Raw genomic sequence first — 18,885 nt, 5'->3', positions numbered from 1 at the left:
GGTTGAAATAGCATATGAAAATATATCTATGACAACAAGTTATGAAGAAGCAGCAAAGGATGCGGATTTGATTATCGAAGCAATCGCTGAAGATCCAAATCAAAAAATTCCATTTTATCAGGAATTATCAAAACATATGCCTGAAAAAACAATTTTAGTTACAAATTCATCTACAATGCTTCCTAGTACATTTGCAGAATATACTGGTAGACCTAACAAGTACTTGGCATTACACTTTGCAAATGAAATATGGAGAAATAATACTGCAGAGGTAATGGGTCACGAAGGAACGGAACAAAAGTACTATGATGAAGTAGTTAAATTTGCAGAAGATATTAATATGGTTCCGTTACAACTTAAGAAAGAACAACCAGGATATATATTAAATTCTATGTTGGTTCCATTTTTAAGTGCAGCTGAAGCGTTGTATGCAAATGATGTGGCTGATCCTGAAACGATAGATTTAACCTGGAAATTAGCTACAGGGGCGCCTAATGGACCATTTAGGATTTTAGATGTTGTCGGTTTAACAACAGCATATAATATTGTAATAATGAATCCCGAAGCAAAAGATCCAAATTCAACTCCGGGAAAAATAGCAGCAAAATTAAAGGAAAAGATAGATCAAGGAAAAACTGGAATTAATGCAGGAGAGGGTTTCTACAAATATAATTAAATAAAATTTTAAACTATTTTTATTTTTTTATTAAACTTTTCTCTTTTTTAAATTTAATTCTATTTTTCCTATTTTTCATAAATAATTTAAAAAAGAGGGGATATTATGACTAAACGAGTAAAATTACTTTTTGATAATAATTTTGAAAATGAGGAACGTGAAGTAATAGACAAATTAATTCAATTACAAGAAGCTTTAATGTTTAAAGATATAGATAAATTAGATGAACTTTTTGATGATTCTTTTGTATTAATTAGAGGTTCAGGAAGAAAAGAATCTAAAACTGAATTTTTAACAGATATATCAGATGATGTGTTACATTATAGGGAATCAAAAATAGAAGTACCTTCAATTAAAATTAAAGGGGATAAAGCATCAATTATTACAATAGTTGATCTTCGTACTTGTTTATTAGGAGTTCAAAGTATTTGGAATTTAGATTCTAAATTTGGGCTAAAGAAAATAGATGGTGATTGGTACTTTGTAAAATGGGATACATCTTACACACCAAAAGAACATGAAAATTAATTCTTTTTTTTATTTTTATTTTATCAATTCATTAAAATTCTTTTAAAAAGAATAAAATGAGTATATATATTTTTTTTAAGATTTAATCATAGTTAAAATCATTTTGAATTTTGTTTTTGCATGAAGTGCATGAGGAACATTTGCAGGCATAATAATCATATCACCTTTGTTTAATGTAAATTCTTCACCATCAATTGTTAATTGAAGTGTTCCATCAATAACTTGTACCATCGCATCAAAAGGTGCACTATGTTCTGATAAACCTTCATTTTCATCAAAAGCAAATATTGTAACGGTACCTGTTTCTTTGTTAAGTATTTCTGTACTGACAACAGATTTTTCTTGATAGTCTATTAAAGTTTCAAAATTTATTATTTCTGATGTATTTAAACTCATTTTTTCACCAAATTGATTAATATTCTAATTTTTTAATATCAAGAGTTATATATTTTTGTTACTCTAAAAGTAACTAATTTTTGATTCATCTATTTCTGATAAGTTATGCCCTTCTGGTTTACTACTGGCAATTCCTAATGATAATATTCCTACAACACGATATTTGCTATCCATTGAAAAAATTTCTTTAATTACTTCTTCTGATTTTTTATTGTCTGCGGAAAATCTTAGATGTGATTGACACCAACAACTTCCAATATCTAATTCATTTGCCATTAAATCCATGTATGCTAAAGCTATTGATGAGTCTTCAATCCAAGTATCTGCTTTTTCAGAATCAGCAAAAACAACTATTGCAGTATTTGCATTTTCAAGCATTGATGAACCAGATGCTTTTGATTTGGATAATTTTTCTAAAATTTCTTTATCTTTAACAACATAAAATTCACAAGGTTTTCTATTTCTACTTGTAGGAGCCAGTAATCCTGCTTGTAATATTTTTTCTATTTTATTTTCAGGAATTTCTTCATCAGTATAAGTTCTTACACTTCTTCTTTTTAATATTATTTCTAATAATGACATATTTTTACTTCCTTATTTTGTTTTTAAATTATTTCTTAATTTAATTTAATGTTTGAATGATGGGATCATATTCTTTTCCAAATTTTTTCAGTAGGTTCATTTCTTTCTTTATTAGAATTTATTTTTTAACAGCTATCTAAAATATGATATAATTTTCTATTAGTAATTATATTTAATTAATTAAATACAATTTTTTATAGTAATTTTAAGATGGATTATCAACAAAAATTTATCGGAAAAAATATTTTCTAAAATATATGAAAAATCAATATGATATGATATTTTTATAAAATAATTTGTATACTTCTATAATTTGATTTGTAATAATATTCTAAATATTCTAATATTAAAATAAGTGAATATTGTTAATTAAATTAAAAAATAATCTATAAAAATATTATATTATTTATTTTTTTTATTCTATTTTTTTCAAAACATTTATATATGATAATTATCATATAAGGAAGTAGGAAGCATATTTCCGATATGAAAAATATAATTTAATTAAAGCTTATGCGGAATATGATAATTCTTTAATAATAAATAATTAGGGTGAATTTTTATGTCAATAGAAGATGATAAAATAGATGAAATAATTAAACAGGTAGATCAATTTGGTTATAAATTTTTAAGATTACAATTTTCTGATATTCATGGTATTCCAAAAAGTATGGCTGTATCATTGAAAAAACCTGATGATGTTGAAGATATAATTAAAGATGGATTGTTATTTGACGGTTCTTCAGTACCTGGATTTACTGAAATAAACAATAGTGATTTAGCATTAAAACCAGATATTAGTACATTTTCTTCATTACCTTGGAGACCAGAAGATAAAGGAACTTGTAGATTCATATGTGATGTTTACAATACTGATGGAACACATTTTGAAGGAGATCCAAGAGGTGTATTAAAAAAATCATTGAAAAAAGCTGAGGAAAGAGGATATCAATTTAATATGGGTCCTGAACCGGAATTTTTCATCATTGATAAAGATGAAAAGGGTAATTATAAACCGGCAGATGAAGCAGATTATTTTGATGTTGAACCATTAGACCATGGAACTGATATAAGAAGAGAGATTGTTTTAGGGCTCGAAAAATTAGATTTCAACATAGAAGTTAGTCATCATGAAGTTGCTCCGGGACAACATGAAATTGATTTCAGATTTGCAGATGCATTAAAAACTGCTGATGCTGTAATTACTTTTAAACAAGCTATTAAAGCATTAGTTCATAATTTAGGATATAAAGTAACTTTCATGCCAAAACCATTCTTGGGTGTTAATGGAAGTGGAATGCATTGTAATCAGAGCTTATTTAAGGATGGAAAAAATATTTTCTATGATCCTGATACTGAAACTCAGTTATCTCAAGAGGCATTGTATTTTATTGGTGGGTTATTAAAACATGCTCCAGCATTATCTGCAATTTTATCTCCTACTGTAAATTCATATAAACGTTTAGTGCCTGGATACGAAGCACCATGTTACATTGCTTATGGTCTTAAAAATAGGTCAACATTATTGAGGATTCCTGCTTCAAGAGGTATAGGAACAAGAATTGAATGTCGATCTGCTGATCCTTCATGTAATCCTTACTTGGCATTTGCAGTATTGTTAGAAGCTGGTTTGGATGGTATGGATAATAAAATGGATCCTGGAGAACCAACAGAATTCAATGCATTTGAACATACTCCTGAAGAATTGGCTGAAAAAGGTATTAAAACATTACCAACAAGTTTATGGGAAGCTTATCATGAATTAGAAAATGATGATATTGTAAGAAATGCTTTAGGTGATTTCGTATACAATCAATTCTACAATATTAAACGTCAGGAATGGGATGATTATAGAATACAGGTATTTGATTATGAGCGTGAAAGATACTTAAATATATAACATTAGTAAATTCTTCATACTTTAAATGTTTTTTAAAGGAAAAAAAAGGGGTGATTAATAATGTGATTAAAAGTTCAATTTAAATTAAATATTTAAATTCTCCTCTAATCACCCCTAAAACATTATCTCTCTTAACCTCCCTTTTTTTAACTTTTTAATATATAAAATAAGAGTTAAGAGTTATATATAATTTTAATTATTATTTCTATTTTAAGTATTATTTTTTTTTAAAAAAAGTTATTGAGAAGTAAATTAATTCTTCTCTCTTTGGCGTTGAAATGGTTAATTCATGCTTTTACCGTACCAATGGTACTCCAGTAATATGGGATGCTTCCATTGTTAAGGCTACTAAATCTTCTTTCTCTAATTTTTCAATATCTGTATTTCCTGCTTGCTGAGTTAACATTTTTGCTTCTTCGGTCATTACTTTAATGTAATTTGCAACTTGTTCTCCACCTCTAACAGGATCCAATCTTCGTCTAAATAATCGATTTTGAGTTGCTATTCCTTTAGGGCATGTTCCTTTACTACATCCCTGACATACTTTACAACCTAATGAGATTAAAGCTGCTGTTCCAATATATGCTGCATCTGCACCCAATGCTATTGCTTTAGCTACATCAGCTCCGGAACGTATACCTCCTGCAGCTACAAGACTTACTTCTTCTCTAAGGTTTATATCTCTAAGAGCATTATCTGCTTCTAATATTGCTTGTATTGTAGGAATTCCAGAGTGTTCAGTAACTACTTCCGGACCAGCACCGGTACCTCCCTGCATACCATCAACAACAATTATATCTGCTCCTGCTTTGGCAGCAATTTTAACATCTTCCTTAACTCTACCTGATGTGAATTTTACCATAATAGGTATCTTCCAATCTGTTATTTCACGTAATTGATTAATTTTCATACCTAAATCTTCAGGACCTACTATATCCATATGTCTTGCAGGGCTTAAAGCATTAGTTCCTTGAGGTATATTCCTAATTTTTGCCACTTCTGCTGTAACTTTTTCAGCAAGTAAATGTCCTCCCATTCCGGCTTTTGAACCTTGTCCTATTTTTATTTCTATTGCATCTGCATTATTCAGGTAATTTGCTGAAACTCCAAATCTTCCTGAAGCATATTGAGCAATTAATTTGTCTGCAAAATGTCTTTCTTCAGGTAGCATTCCACCTTCACCAGTATTTGTTATAGTTCCGGCAAGTGTTGATCCTCTGGCTAATGCTATCTTTGCTTCTTTACTAATAGCTCCAAATGACATAGCTCCAATCATAATAGGCGTTGAAATTTTTATAGGATTTTCTGCAAACCTATCTCCTAATGTTACTTCTGAGTTACATGGTTCCCTGTATTTATCGATAGGTGGTCTTGATACTTGAGCAGGTAATATTGTTAAATCATCAAATGATGGAACATGACGTGTTGCACCACATCCTCTTACTTTGTAAGAACCTTCTATGGATTTTCTTTTAATTTCCAACATGGTATAATTTGACCAGATTCCTCTGTGTTCATCAGGTAATGGTGTTACATATATTGCATTATTTGGACACATTTCTTCACAAATTTTACAGCCAACACAGTTTTCTTGATGAACTGGTTGTGGTTCATCATTAATTATTTCATATACCCCATGTGGACAATTACTATAACAGCTATAACAATTTTTACATAAAGATTTTTTAGGATTGTCACATAAATACCAACAACATCCTGGTCTATCGTTATTTCGTTTACATATTTCTGATTTTCTGTTAACGTCAAATGGCATTTAAATCACATCCTTTTTTAATTGTTTTAAAGGTTTAAATACTGGACAAACAGAATACTTTGTTCCTGAAGCTTTAACTATTTCATCGATATCTTTTGTAAGTTTTGCTACAGGTTTCCAATCTAAATCCTCTTTTTTATCAACGATTAATGTTTCAGTCACTATCTTATTTGAAATAAGATAATCCAGTATTGTAGTTACCACAACTCCATCCTGGCCTCTATTATGTTTTAATGATTTTACAGTTAAAATTTTCCTATAATCACCAATTTTTTTACTAATATCATTTCTAAGATTGATAGGGACAAATGTTCTTGGACAAACTGTAAAACACATATGACAATCATCAGGACATTTTTTTCGTTTTTTACGTGGTTTTGTATTCTTGATTAAAATGTAGTCTTCAGGACATACATATTCGCAGGCTCCACAGAGTACACAAGCTCCAACATTGATTACATTTGCTCTTAAATCATCAAAGTTTGATTCAGAATTCTCTTCTAAGATATTTTCATCTGTTTTATCTCTTTGGTATAATACAGGACGTGCTTTTGATTCTCTTTCATTTATATTTTCAAGATTTTCTTTGGCTTTATTTGAAGCTATTCTCTCCAAAAGTTTCAATTGTGAAGGAGTTAATTCTTTTGCCTTAAGATATTTTTGTTTTATAGCATCTTCTATAATTTTTTCTCCTTTCTCAGTTCTGATAATTACTGTTGACCATCCATTTTCTGAACCAATAGAACCTACAGATACATCAGATGTTTCTGAAGTTAATTCTACACAAATATTACAGTTTTTTCTAACTACTGTCTTAGCTTTAGATAATGATATTTTTATTTGTTCACCATTTTTTAAGTTAAAAAATGCATATCCTTTTTCAATTCTGAATTTTTCAATATCATTCATTGTCAAATCAATACTTTCCAATAGTTTTGTAAAGTATAAGTATGAAAAGTTTTCCATACAGAATAAACCTATTTTAAAATATATTGGTGTTTCAGTGTAGTGTTGTATTTTTGATGCTGCCATTATTCCACAAGGAGTTCCTACCATAGCTATTTTATGTTCTGTCATTGTTTTCACCACATTAATTCCTGTTTGGAGTTGTTTGTAATTTTTTTGAAATTGGTATAATCAACATCTGTAATTTCAAATCCATATTTTGTTAATATTCTTTTCAATTCTTTTTGATCTTCTAAAGTGGTTTGTTCCATTTGTGCATGTTTTCCCAAACTTTTAACTTCTCCAAGCACATATATTGTACCTCTCATAATAGATTCACCAGCATCATCTGTCACATTTCCGAGTACTATCAAACGACCACCCATCATCAATAAACCAGTCATGTAACCACTATTTCCACCAATAATAACTGTTCCACCTTTCATGATTTCTCCAGTACGTGAACCTGTATCACCTTTCACAACAACGGTTCCACCATAAATTCCTTGACCTGCTCCATCACCAGTTCCTCCTTCGATAATTAATTCACCACAAGTCATATTATCTCCGGCAAACCATCCTGCGTTTTGTTTAACATGTATTTTTGGACCATCAACCATTGTTCCAACAAAATATCCTGCAGAACCATCAATTTCTATTTCAACTGATTCTGTTAGGCCTGCAGCTATATTATGGTTTGATTGTGGATTTTTAATAATTAATTTATCGTAATTTACTGCATGTTCTTTAATTGAACGATTCAATTCTTTTTCTTCCATATTTTTTGCATCTATTATATACTTTCTCACTTTTATTCCCTTCTTATAATGTATATGATCTAGTTTCTCCGGGTGCGATTTGTTCCACATGATCTGTATCCAACACATCCTGCAGTGACATTTCTTCGGAAGCTATTGCAAAAATGTCATCATTTTCTGCCATTACTCCCGGTCTAAGTCCAAGTTTATCTTTTGCAATTCCAATTCCATCAGGTGTTCCTACAAGTATGGAAAATGGACCATCCAAATCTTTTACAGCTTCTTCTAATACTTCTTCGAGTTTATATCCTTGGTTTAATTTATCTGCAATATAATGTACAATACATTCTGTGTCGTTTAATGTTTCGAAGATATGTCCCTTTCTTTCTAGAGGATCCCGAATTTTCCAGTAATTTGTTATTTGTCCATTATGTACTACAGTAATGTCTGGTCTAATATAACTTTGATAAGGATGTGCATGGTATCTGTCTATTCCACTTTCGGTAGCAAACCTAGTATGGCCTATTCCATGAGTTCCAGTTCTTTTTGTAACATTATATCTTTTTGCAATGTCTTTTACTTTACCGATGTCCTTTATCATTTCAAATGAATGTGAACCGTTAAGTACTTGTACATCATCAAGTTCATCTAAATTACGGATTAAAGGTTTTAACATTGAGTAATTATTTAGACTTATTTCGCAACGGTAAACATTATATTTTTCATCAGATTTGATTAATTCTTCCTGAAATATTGAGCTAATTTCTGTAAGTGTTGTTTTTACTTGGTTTAATGCTTCAGAATTATCTTTAATTTCAATGTTTAATTGATAATTATTTTCAGGTAAATTTAATCCTCCGTATATTGCAAATCCTGCTGAATCCGGTCCTCTGTGTTGTAAAGATTCAAGCATTGAAGTTAATGATTTGCCGACTTTATGTGTTTTTTTATCTTTATATATTATTCCTGCAATTCCACACATTTGATTACCTCATTATAAAATTTATATAGGAAGTCTTCTTCCGACTACCTTTTATGAAGATTCTATTTAAGAATTATTATCAATAAAAATTTTTCATATATTTATAAGTTGTTCCATTTCTTATTATAACAATAATTATGGAATTTTAAATAAGAATTATTATTTATTAATTTCTTTATTTTTTTTCAAAAGTTTTTCCTTTTAAAAGAAAACAAAAACATTATCTCTGTTATTATATTTGTTAATATGATATATATAAAATATGGTAATGTATAATTTAGTATTTAAATAAAATAAAAATCATTTTAAAAAAACTCTAAAAATTATTATTAAAATATAAAAATATTGAGTAAATTATAAAATTTTGAACATTGTATAAATAAAAAACCTATGATGTTTAATGTGAAAATAATTTCATGTTTGATGTTTTTTCATTATTTGGTTTGATTAAAATGACATTTTTTTTTTAAAAAAAGAAATAGTTAATCTACTCCTCCTTCTACTCTAAACTGTTCATATAAGGACTTGTAGTAACCATTACTTATCTGTATTAATTCGTTATGTTTTCCTTCTTCAATTATTTTACCATCATCCATAACAAGTATTTTGTCTGCATTTTTGATGGTTGATAATCTATGAGCTATAATAAAACTTGTTTTATTTTCCATTAGTTTGTCCATTGCTTCTTGTATTAATTTTTCTGTTCTTGTATCAACACTTGAAGTAGCTTCATCCAATATAAGTATTTTTTTGTTAGCTAATACTGTTCTTGCAATTGTTAATAATTGTTTTTGTCCTATGGAAATATTATCAGTATCTTCATTTAATACAGTATTATATCCCTCAGGTAATTGTTTTATAAAATGATCAGAATATGCTATTTTAGATGCTTCTATAACTTCTTCATCAGTAGCTTTTAAATTTCCATATCTAATATTTTCCATTATTGTGTCACTGAATAACCATGTATCTTGTAAAACCATACCTACCATTGATCTTAAACTGTTTTTATCATATTCATTAATGTTTACTCCATCAATTTTTATATCACCACTTTTTATATCATAAAATCTCATGAGCAATTTAATGATTGTTGATTTTCCTGCTCCAGTATGTCCAACTATAGCTACTTTTTCACCTTTATTTGCAGTAAAGGATAAATCTTTTATTACATCATTTTCATCATATCCAAATCTAACATGTTCAAATGTAATTTTGTCTTCAATATCTGTAATTCCTTTAATTGATAAGTTTTCTTCATTTTCAATTTCTAAGAACTCAAATATTCTTTCTGTTGCAGCTAATGCTGTCTGTACTATGTTCATTACTCTTGTAATCTGTTGAATTGGGTGAGTGAAATTTTGTATGTATTGGAAGAATGCTAATATATCACCCACAGTTATTGCCTTTTCCAGTACAAAAAATGCTCCAAGAACTGCTATTGCTACATAAGATAAATTTGATATAAAATTCATTATAGGACCCATTAAACTGGAATAGAATTGGGATTTCCACTCATGTGAGTACCATTTATCATTATCTTCTTTAAACTGTTTAAATGATTCTTCTTCCTGGTTAAATGCACGTATAATGTTTTGACCTGTAAATGTTTCTTCAATTTGTGAGTTAACACTACCCTTGTATTTTAGTTGATATTGATAAAATTTTTGTGAACGTTTAACTACAATACTTATAACAATAAAAGATATTGGAACAAGTATTACAGTTACTAATGTCATCCAAAGGTTAATGGTTAACATCATTACAAACACCCCTACAAGAGTAATGATTGCTGTCATAAATTGTAGGAAAGTTGAAGTAATTCCTGTTTGTAATGAATCCACATCATTTGTAACTCTTGAAAGAATGTCTCCTCTTTTATTTTTATCAAATTCCTCCATGGCCAGCATATTTACTTTGTCAATAAGTTGTTTTCTTAATTTATAACTGATATCTGTTGATATCTGAGTTAAGAACCAACTTTGTAAATATGTGAATACTGCACTAACGACATATAATACTGTTGCAACTAATAATAAGAAATATAAACTTTCAAAGTCAATACTTCCTGTATGGTTCATTATTTGTGTTATTCCATCATATATGATTGTTGTAGCTCGTCCTATTAATAAAGGACTTATCACGGTAAATAATGTACTAATTACAGCACAAATAAATGTCATTGATAATTTTAGTTTATAATCTTTTAATAAAGACAATACTTGTTTAATGGATTTTTTTGTATTGTTGGGCTTTGATACTTCTCTCCTATCTTTTCTCATAATGAACCACCCATATTTTCAAGTTGTGAAGATAAAATTTCTTTATATAATGAACATCTTTCTTTTAATTCATTATGAGTACCTTTATCAATTATTTTTCCATCGTCTAATACTATTATTTCATCAGCAAATTTAATTGTACTTATTCTTTGGGATACTAATAAAACAGAACTGCCTTCTGTGATTTCTTTAAGTTTTTCACGTATTTTCTTTTCTGTTGACACATCTAATGCGGAGAAACAATCATCAAAAAGATAAAAGCTATGTTTACCTATAATTGTTCTTGCTATGGACAATCTTTGTTTTTGACCTCCTGAGAAATTTGAACCACCCTGAGATACTTCACTTTCAAGATCTTTTATAAATTCATCTGCTTGAGCATTTTTTATAGCCTCAAACATTTCAGTATCATTCGCTTCATTTTTCCCTTTCCTTAAATTAGATCTAACAGTACCTGAGAATAATACTGCTTGTTGAGGTGCTAACGAAATCTTATTTCTCAAATTCTTTAAGTTAAACTCTTTAATGTTAATGTTATTAAGTAGTATTTCACCTGATGTAACATCCTGTAATCTAGGAATAAGATTTAATATTGTTGATTTACCACTACCTGTACCTCCTATGATGGCTGTAGTTTTTCCAGGTTCTAACTTGAAATTAATATTGTTCAAAGTTTTTCTTTCAGCTCCAGGATAAGTAAAAGAAACATTTTTAAATTCAATCACATCTTTTAATGATTCATCTTTGACTGTTCCATCAGTAATACTTATCTCTGTACTAAGAACTTCTTCTATACGATTAATGGATACAAATAATCTTGGAAGCATAATTACAAATCCTCCAATCATAATAAAAGATGCAACCATTTGGGTGGAATATTGTGTAAATGCAATAATGTCTCCTGTAAGTAATGTTCCATTTAACACATCAAAACTTCCAAAGTATAATATTAATACTATCATTAAGTTCATTATAAGATTCATTGATGGGATTAAAATGAACATGGTTCTATAAACTTTTAGATTCACTCTAACATATTCCCGATTATAAAAATCAAAACGTTCTTTTTCATATTCCTGTCTAACAAAAGCTTTAATAACTGGAATACCTAATAATATTTCTCGGGATACCCTATTTATTTGATCAACAATTTCCTGTGTTTTTTTGAAATACGGAAGAACGGTACTAATCACACTAACTAATAATATGGCTACAGAAATAAATGCTACAAATATTATCCAAGATAGATTGGATCCTATTTCAAATACTCTAATAATACTACCTATTGCTAATATAGGAGCGAAGAGTAAAGTTCTAAACATTATTCCAATAACATGCTGGATTTGATTTATATCATTTGTTGAACGTGTAATTAATGAAGCTTTAGAAAATTGATTTAGTTCGTGATTTGAAAAGTTTAATATTTTTTCAAATATTTTTTCCCGTAAATCTCTTGCATATGAACTGGATACTTTACTTGATATATAAGAAACGATTACTGTAGCAAATACGGATATTGTTACCATCAGCATCATGTTTAAACCAATGGATGAAATAAGATTAAAATCCGTATTTTGAATACCATTATTTACAATATCTGCAGTATATGAAGGGAGTGTTAAATCACAGTAAACTTCTATGATTAAAAAAAGCATCATCAGTACCAGTAGGGGAACTTTATCTTTCATTATCTTTAATATGTTCTTCATTTTCATTCTCCTTTTTTTGAAAAGTCAAGAGAATTTCATCCCTCATTTTTGTTGATTTCTTTTTAAATAAGTATTTTCTCTTCAAATTTTCTTGTAATTTTGGTTACATTAGTTTCACTAAAAAAATAAATGTTTTCTATTCGTTTATCTAAACTTTTCACTTGTTTTAATATTTTTCTTTACATTAATTCTTAAAAAAGTTTATAATTACTTGTTTATGTATATTTTTTTAAAAAATAATATAAATATTTAATATAAAAAAAAGAAAAAGAATTAATTCATTCTCAAGTCTAATAATTCCTTAAGTTCTCTAATATTCATTTCAGTGATGAATTTTTCACCAGTACCTACAGTAATATTAGCCAGTTCTTCTTTATCATGAATCATCGTGTTAATCTGTTCCTCAAAAGTACCCTTGGTAATGAACCTATAAACCATAACATTTTCATCTTGGCCAATACGATATGCTCTATCTGTAGCTTGATTTTCAACAGCAGGATTCCACCATAAGTCATAATGTATGACATTTGTTGCTGCTGTAAGATTTAAACCGGTACCTCCAGCTTTCAGTGATAAAATAAATATCTTATTTTGAGAATTATTTTGGAATTTGTCAATCAATTCGTCACGTTTCATACGAGAAAGAGAACCATGTAAAAATAATACTTCTGTATTAAATTTTTCTTCTATTAGTTCTTTCATAATCTCTCCCATTTTAACGTATTGTGTGAATATTAATACTTTCTCATCGGATTCAACAATATTTTCAATCATATTGATTAATACTTCCATCTTTCCGGAATCTTTTATTTTTGCTTTATTGGCCTTAGTAAAGTGTGAAGGATGATTACAAATTTGTTTTAATGAATTGATAAGTTTAAGTACCAACCCTTTTCTTTTCATACCTTCATTTGCTTCAACTTCTTCCATAGTGGAGTTTAAAACTTCCTGGTATAATGAACTTTGATTAGCAGTTAAATTACAGTAAATATCATTTGTCATTTTGTCAGGTAAATCTTCAATAACATTTTTATCGCTTTTCACTCTTCTTAATATAAATGGTTCAGTTATAAGTTTAAAATTATTTAAAATATCAACACTCCTTTCTTTTTCGATAGGGATAATATAATTTTTTCTAAATTTCTTTAAACTAGTTAAATAACCTTTATTAATAAAATCAAATATGCTCCAATATTCAGATAATCGATTTTCTACAGGAGTACCACTTAAAGCGATTCTATGTTTGGATTTAATAGATTTTATGGATTTACTTTGTTTAGTGGTTGGATTTTTTATGTTTTGTGCTTCATCAACAACACTTAAAAACCATTTTCTTTCTTTGAATTTTTCTTCGTCTCGTCTAATTACACCATATGACGTTAAATAAATATCATAATCCTCTTTTGGGAATTTTCTATTTTGTCCATGATAAATATAAGATGTTAATGTCGGAGTAAATTTTTTAATTTCTTCCTGCCAATTTGTTAGTAAACTTGTAGGTGCAATAATCAATACTTTGTCCTTTTTTAGTAATCCTTCATTTTTAAGATATAATATAGTGGTTAAAACCTGTAATGTTTTTCCTAAACCCATATCATCAGCTAATATTGATCCAAAACCTGTTTTAATATTTTGTACTAACCATGAATAACCAGTTTTCTGATATTTTCTTAAAGTTGCATTTAATTCCTTTGGTATTTCAATTTCATCCTTTTCTTTAATTTTTGTTACCATTTGCATTAGTTCATTATCTATATTAACTTCTGCACCATTTACTTCTCCACTTAAAGTAGCTTTTAATAATTCATGTCTATTAAGTTTTTCAGGTAATTTGTCGATTTGTTTAATTAATGATTTAGTATCTTCTTCATCTAAAATTACATAATCATTTGCTAATTTTACAAGTCCCTGAGATTTCACGGATAACTTTTTAAATTCATTAATATCATATTTTTTATCACCTATTGCAACTTTCCAATCAAATTTAGTAATATCTTTAAATGTAAGATATCCTTTTTCATTTTTAGTACCTGCAATATCTAATACTAATTTAGGTTTAAACGCTCTTTGAAGATTTTTTGGAAGTATTAAATTAATTCCAATTATTTCAAATAAAGGTAATATGTTGATAAAAAACTTTGAAAAATCATCTAAATTGAATTCCAGGTTTTTATTAATGTCAATTGATTTATGAAGTTCTGGAAATATCTCATTGATAAGATAGGTATCACTGATTAATTGGACTTTCAAATTATTGTCTGTTGTTTCTTTTATCACATTATGGATTGGTGTTATTTCACCATCACCAACTCTAACTTGAACACTTACATCAAACATTGCATATTCTTCATTTATCACTAGGAATAATTCATAATCTCTGGAATTTAAAATAAATTTGGATAACCATTGATTTATCAAGTTCTCATAATTATTTTCATTAAGACTATCAAATTTTTGACCATTAAAGAAAAATAATTGTACTATTGAATTATCATATGTTTTTTTAAATGTTTTTGTAGCACCAAATACTAAATATTTTTCAAAAAATCCTTTAACAAATAAGCTTACAGCAGAAATTATTTGATCTTTTCTGGATAATTCTTGATTATTAAATGTAATCAAATCATCGGGACATGAAACTGATAACTTATTTATTATTTCCATAATATTATTGTTAAAGACTGCAGGAATCCATCTTATATAATAAACATCTTCACTCTCAAAAAATTCCGGTATTAATGCATGTTTTTTAATTAATTCTATTGTAAATTGATATATATCATAGAATACTCTGATATTTTTATTAAATTTAGAAATATTACTTTCACCAATTTCTGTAAAAAATGAAAATAACATTTTTTCAGATTTTTCATTTTTAAATGATAATTCAGTGCCCGTTTCAATTTTATCAATTTTGTATTCATTATTTAGGTTAATAGTGAAATTGTCCCATTGGTTAGGTTTATTCCATCTTTCTAAAAATATGTTTTCTAACCATTCTTCTAATTCATCATCTCCTTTCTCAAATATTTTTGTTTTTTCTTTTTCAAAAGGGATGTATGGATTATATGTATTATTTAAATTTCGTGTGTATTCGTCAATATCTTTCTTTGCAAAACGTTCCATTGAACTATAAACACTTTTCAATATGTTTTTAAAATCTTTTTCATAAAATAAAGGTTTTTCATTTAAAAGAGTGAATATTAAATTCATTAAATCAGGAATATTCGTGAAATCTATTGAATCCTTTTCAATATTTTTGTCAACATCTTCATTAATAAACAAATCATTTATATTTTTAATGTTGCTGCTTGTAGAATTATAATCCAATAACTCAAGTAAATCACATCCCTGGAGTTTAAATATGTTGAAAGGATCCTTATCTACTTCGTGAGTGATAATATATATCAATGCAGCAACATGTTTACAGATATGTGCATAATCTGGACAATTACAAAATGGGGTAATATCTTTAGCATTTTTTGGGAAAACTTGTATATTTTTTTCTGTTAGCTCTTCATATAGTTCTCTAGGAAGTTCGTGATTAAGTAAAGAAGATAAAATTGATTCAGAAGAATTAATTGTTTTTAATATTTCCTTTTTTTCATTTTGATTAAAGGTTCTAAATAGAACGCCTGTATCATAAAAATCATTGTATTTTCCAGAAACTTTTGCACCAACATAATTGTCTTCGATATTTATATCATATACTTTTCCTGAATTAGCATATGTCTTTCCACGTGGAATTCTATTTGTAAAATCAACACTATTTAAAGCATTCATCCAACTATTACCCCACCAAGTTATTCCATATTTCATAATTAAATTTTTGATTGTTTTCCTTTAAATTTTTTTTACTATTAAATAAAAATTTTTTAATAATAACTCTAATTAATTATTTTTAGAAGAAATGGTGATTATAGCGTTTAGTAATTATTGAAGTTCTCAATAAGTTTAACATTATTTTTTTTTGAAAAGATTAATTTTTTTTACATGATGCTGAAAAATGGTTCATACTTTATAAATATGTCTAAAAATTTGTTCTTTTAGAAAAATATGGGGGTGAAGTGATAATATCTTTTTAAGTTAAATTTATAAGGAAATTAATTTAAAATAAGTTAATTGCTTTGATTTTTATAATTTTGTTATTAATTAAAGAGATTGTAGTAAAAATTGAAACCTAATAATTTTTAGAAATTAAGTTTAAAATATATAATTTTTTTACTATCTCCTTAAAGAAAAACATTTAACTTAAGTTGAGGTCTATTCTTTTTAACAGTTTTTGTTGTTCTAATTTAATTTCTTTAATTTTTTGTTCAATATCATTTATTTCTTTAATTGTTTCTTGAATGTTGATTTTTTCTTTTTCTTCGTAAGTATTTACATATCTTTTAATATTTAGATTGAAGTCATTTTTTTTAATTTCATTTATGTCTGCAAAATGGGAATATTTTTCAATTTCTTCTTTTTTCTTGTATGTTTGTACTATTTTATTTATATCTTCTTTTCTTAATTTATTTAAATGAGAACTATTATCATATTCATTAGAAGCATCAATAAATAAGATTCCATCTTCTTTATTCCTATTTTTCTTAAGAATTATTATACATGTGGGAATGTTCTTGTTGAATGTTTTTTCGGGTAATCCAATAATAGCATCAATGTAATTTTTTTCTTTTAAGAAAGTTTTTCTAATATCTTTTTCGGCATTTGATCTAAAAAGAACTCCTTGTGACATTATCACAGCCATTATCCCATCTTCCTTTAGTGGATATATCATGGTTTCAATAAATGCATAATCTGCTTTAGATTTTGGAGGTAATTTTTTGTAAGTATTAAAACGTTCATCTTTTAATAATTCTTCATGTGCCTCCCATTTTTTTAAGAATGGGGGGTGTGAAATTACTACATCTATTGGTGGTATATCTCTTCTTGAAGTAGTTGAGTCTTCATTATATATTTCAAAGTTATTTGGATTAATACCATGCATAATTAGATTCATTCTAGCTAAATTAAAATTATTTCTATTAATTTCTTGACCAAAATAGTTTTTTACATTAACTTCTTCTTTTAAAATCATTAATGTTGAACAGGAACCACAAGTAGCATCGTATACATTATCAATTGTGTTTTTTTCTATTGAAACTAATTTACTTAGTAATATGGATATTTCATTAGGGGTATATGATTTTTTTAAAAAGAATTCCATTAAATAATTTAATTCATCGTAAGTTTTACTGTTAAATTCCAATTTATTAATATTTTTGAGGATTGATTCAAATAAGTTTTTAATTTCATCATTTACATGTATATTTTCAAAGTTCACAAAATCAAATATATCATTTAAACTTTCTTTTTGGAATTCAACATGTTTGATAGCATAATCTAATTTTTTCAAGATTCCTTCTTCTGAAATAATACTTTGATATAAATAGTCAGGTTTTATAAAATATCCTAAATTCTGTAAAGATTCTTTTTTAATTGTTTTTCCATAAAAAGCAATGTTTTCTTCTTCAAATGCTTCTTTGTAATTTATATTAAATTTAAATAATTTTTTATTGTTTTCTTTTTCTATCTTTTCTGATAAGTATTTGAAGAAAATTGCCCCTATTATGTTGTGTTGGAATCTTTCATATTCTATATGTCCTTTTAATTTCTCAGAAGATTCAAGTAGTATTTGATTAATTTTCACCATTATCATTTTCTCCAAATATTATTTCTTCTAATAAATCTTTTTCTAAATTTAATTCTTTTTCAATCATTTCTTTTTTTTCTTTGTGTGTTAAGATAAGTTTTTTATAAATATCTTCATTCTTTTCATTTGTTAAAATAATATCGAAATCTTTGATATTACCTATATTAATTACTTTAACACTTGTTTCATCTGCAAATTGATAAATCTGTTTTTTAATATATTCACTGTTTAGATAAAAATTAATTATCTCCGGCGAATATTTTTCATAAACTTTTATAATTGCATAATTTGATGTTGTTGTTATATTATTTTCATTAAATTCTATGATTCTGGAGGTGTAGGGTGGTGTTAATTTTAGGATAATATTTCCTTTTTTAAGTAAATATTTTTCATCGATTTTTTTATCTGTATTTATTTTATTTAGTTTATTTTGGTTAATTTTATAATTATTTTCATTATTTAAAGTAATTATCTTATATTCAAATTTGTTTTCTTTATCTTTAAAAGATGATTTTCTCAATCCACTATGTACTTCTGCTATCTTTTTAAGTTTAATTCTTTTAATGTCAATACTTCCTTACTATTTAATACTATTAAAATATCTATTCTTTTATTTAATAATTTTTTTCTATAAAAATAGATAAAAGTTTCATATTTT

At 27.0% G+C, this 18,885-nt stretch carries 14 protein-coding genes; 3 read left to right on the top strand and 11 right to left on the bottom strand.

The window, feature by feature from the left end:
* Together QZZ11_RS02150 and QZZ11_RS02145 are read left to right on the top strand one after the other, a co-directional pair.
* Nucleotides 1-676: 3-hydroxyacyl-CoA dehydrogenase (locus QZZ11_RS02150; protein WP_292473145.1), on the top strand; the 676-nt coding region annotated here is incomplete at its 5' end.
* 105 nt (nt 677-781) lie between these two features.
* Nucleotides 782-1,204 carry a nuclear transport factor 2 family protein gene (locus QZZ11_RS02145; RefSeq protein WP_292473144.1) on the top strand — a complete coding sequence of 141 codons (423 nt, stop codon included), beginning with the start codon at nt 782-784 and terminating at the stop codon, nt 1,202-1,204.
* A gap of 75 nt (nt 1,205-1,279) precedes the next feature.
* Here QZZ11_RS02145 and QZZ11_RS02140 read toward each other — a convergent pair whose 3' ends face one another.
* Together QZZ11_RS02140 and QZZ11_RS02135 are read right to left on the bottom strand one after the other, a co-directional pair.
* A complete protein-coding gene (locus tag QZZ11_RS02140) occupies nt 1,280-1,600 on the bottom strand; it encodes a cupin domain-containing protein (protein ID WP_292473142.1) in 321 nt (106 codons plus the stop codon).
* Nucleotides 1,601-1,663: 63 nt separating this feature from the next.
* Nucleotides 1,664-2,182: a nitroreductase family protein gene (locus QZZ11_RS02135; protein WP_292473140.1), complete on the bottom strand. Its 519-nt coding sequence runs from the start codon at nt 2,180-2,182 to the stop codon at nt 1,664-1,666.
* Nucleotides 2,183-2,744: 562 nt separating this feature from the next.
* Between QZZ11_RS02135 and glnA the strand changes: the two genes are divergently transcribed.
* Complete coding sequence (gene glnA, locus QZZ11_RS02130) at nt 2,745-4,082, top strand: type I glutamate--ammonia ligase (protein ID WP_292473138.1); 1,338 nt, start codon at nt 2,745-2,747, stop codon at nt 4,080-4,082.
* Nucleotides 4,083-4,377: 295 nt separating this feature from the next.
* Here glnA and QZZ11_RS02125 read toward each other — a convergent pair whose 3' ends face one another.
* The 9 genes from QZZ11_RS02125 to QZZ11_RS02085 all read right to left on the bottom strand — a co-directional run bounded on the left by QZZ11_RS02125 (nt 4,378) and on the right by QZZ11_RS02085 (nt 18,747).
* Nucleotides 4,378-5,856, bottom strand: a complete 1,479-nt coding sequence (locus tag QZZ11_RS02125; RefSeq protein ID WP_292473136.1) for a glutamate synthase-related protein — start codon at nt 5,854-5,856, stop codon at nt 4,378-4,380.
* Nucleotides 5,857-6,933, bottom strand: a complete 1,077-nt coding sequence (locus QZZ11_RS02120) for a Coenzyme F420 hydrogenase/dehydrogenase, beta subunit C-terminal domain (protein WP_292473134.1) — start codon at nt 6,931-6,933, stop codon at nt 5,857-5,859.
* A gap of 5 nt (nt 6,934-6,938) precedes the next feature.
* Nucleotides 6,939-7,616 (bottom strand): tributyrin esterase, encoded by a 678-nt coding sequence (locus QZZ11_RS02115; RefSeq protein ID WP_292473147.1) that lies wholly within the window; start codon nt 7,614-7,616, stop codon nt 6,939-6,941.
* 7 nt (nt 7,617-7,623) lie between these two features.
* The gene (locus tag QZZ11_RS02110) at nt 7,624-8,541 is read right to left on the bottom strand and encodes a glutamine amidotransferase family protein (protein ID WP_292473132.1); all 918 of its coding nucleotides are present in this window, start codon (nt 8,539-8,541) and stop codon (nt 7,624-7,626) included.
* Between the two features lie 482 nt (nt 8,542-9,023).
* Nucleotides 9,024-10,823 carry an ABC transporter ATP-binding protein gene (locus QZZ11_RS02105; protein ID WP_292473130.1) on the bottom strand — a complete coding sequence of 600 codons (1,800 nt, stop codon included), beginning with the start codon at nt 10,821-10,823 and terminating at the stop codon, nt 9,024-9,026.
* The gene (locus tag QZZ11_RS02100) at nt 10,820-12,532 is read right to left on the bottom strand and encodes an ABC transporter ATP-binding protein (RefSeq protein ID WP_292473128.1); all 1,713 of its coding nucleotides are present in this window, start codon (nt 12,530-12,532) and stop codon (nt 10,820-10,822) included. The genes QZZ11_RS02105 and QZZ11_RS02100 overlap by 4 nt, the downstream gene beginning before the upstream one ends.
* A 273-nt stretch (nt 12,533-12,805) precedes the next feature.
* Nucleotides 12,806-16,315: a DEAD/DEAH box helicase gene (locus QZZ11_RS02095; RefSeq protein WP_292473126.1), complete on the bottom strand. Its 3,510-nt coding sequence runs from the start codon at nt 16,313-16,315 to the stop codon at nt 12,806-12,808.
* 463 nt (nt 16,316-16,778) lie between these two features.
* Entirely contained in the window at nt 16,779-18,227 is a 1,449-nt protein-coding gene (locus QZZ11_RS02090; protein ID WP_292473125.1) for a type I restriction-modification system subunit M, read from the bottom strand.
* Nucleotides 18,214-18,747, bottom strand: a complete 534-nt coding sequence (locus QZZ11_RS02085) for a hypothetical protein (protein WP_292473122.1) — start codon at nt 18,745-18,747, stop codon at nt 18,214-18,216. The genes QZZ11_RS02090 and QZZ11_RS02085 overlap by 14 nt, the downstream gene beginning before the upstream one ends.
* Nucleotides 18,748-18,885 lie beyond the last annotated feature (138 nt).

Source organism: Methanosphaera sp. (assembly GCF_016282985.1).
In the GTDB taxonomy this organism is placed as follows: domain Archaea; phylum Methanobacteriota; class Methanobacteria; order Methanobacteriales; family Methanobacteriaceae; genus Methanosphaera.
The sequence above is the reverse complement of the archived record's forward strand: the minus strand, read 5'-3'. Positions and strand labels throughout refer to the sequence as shown.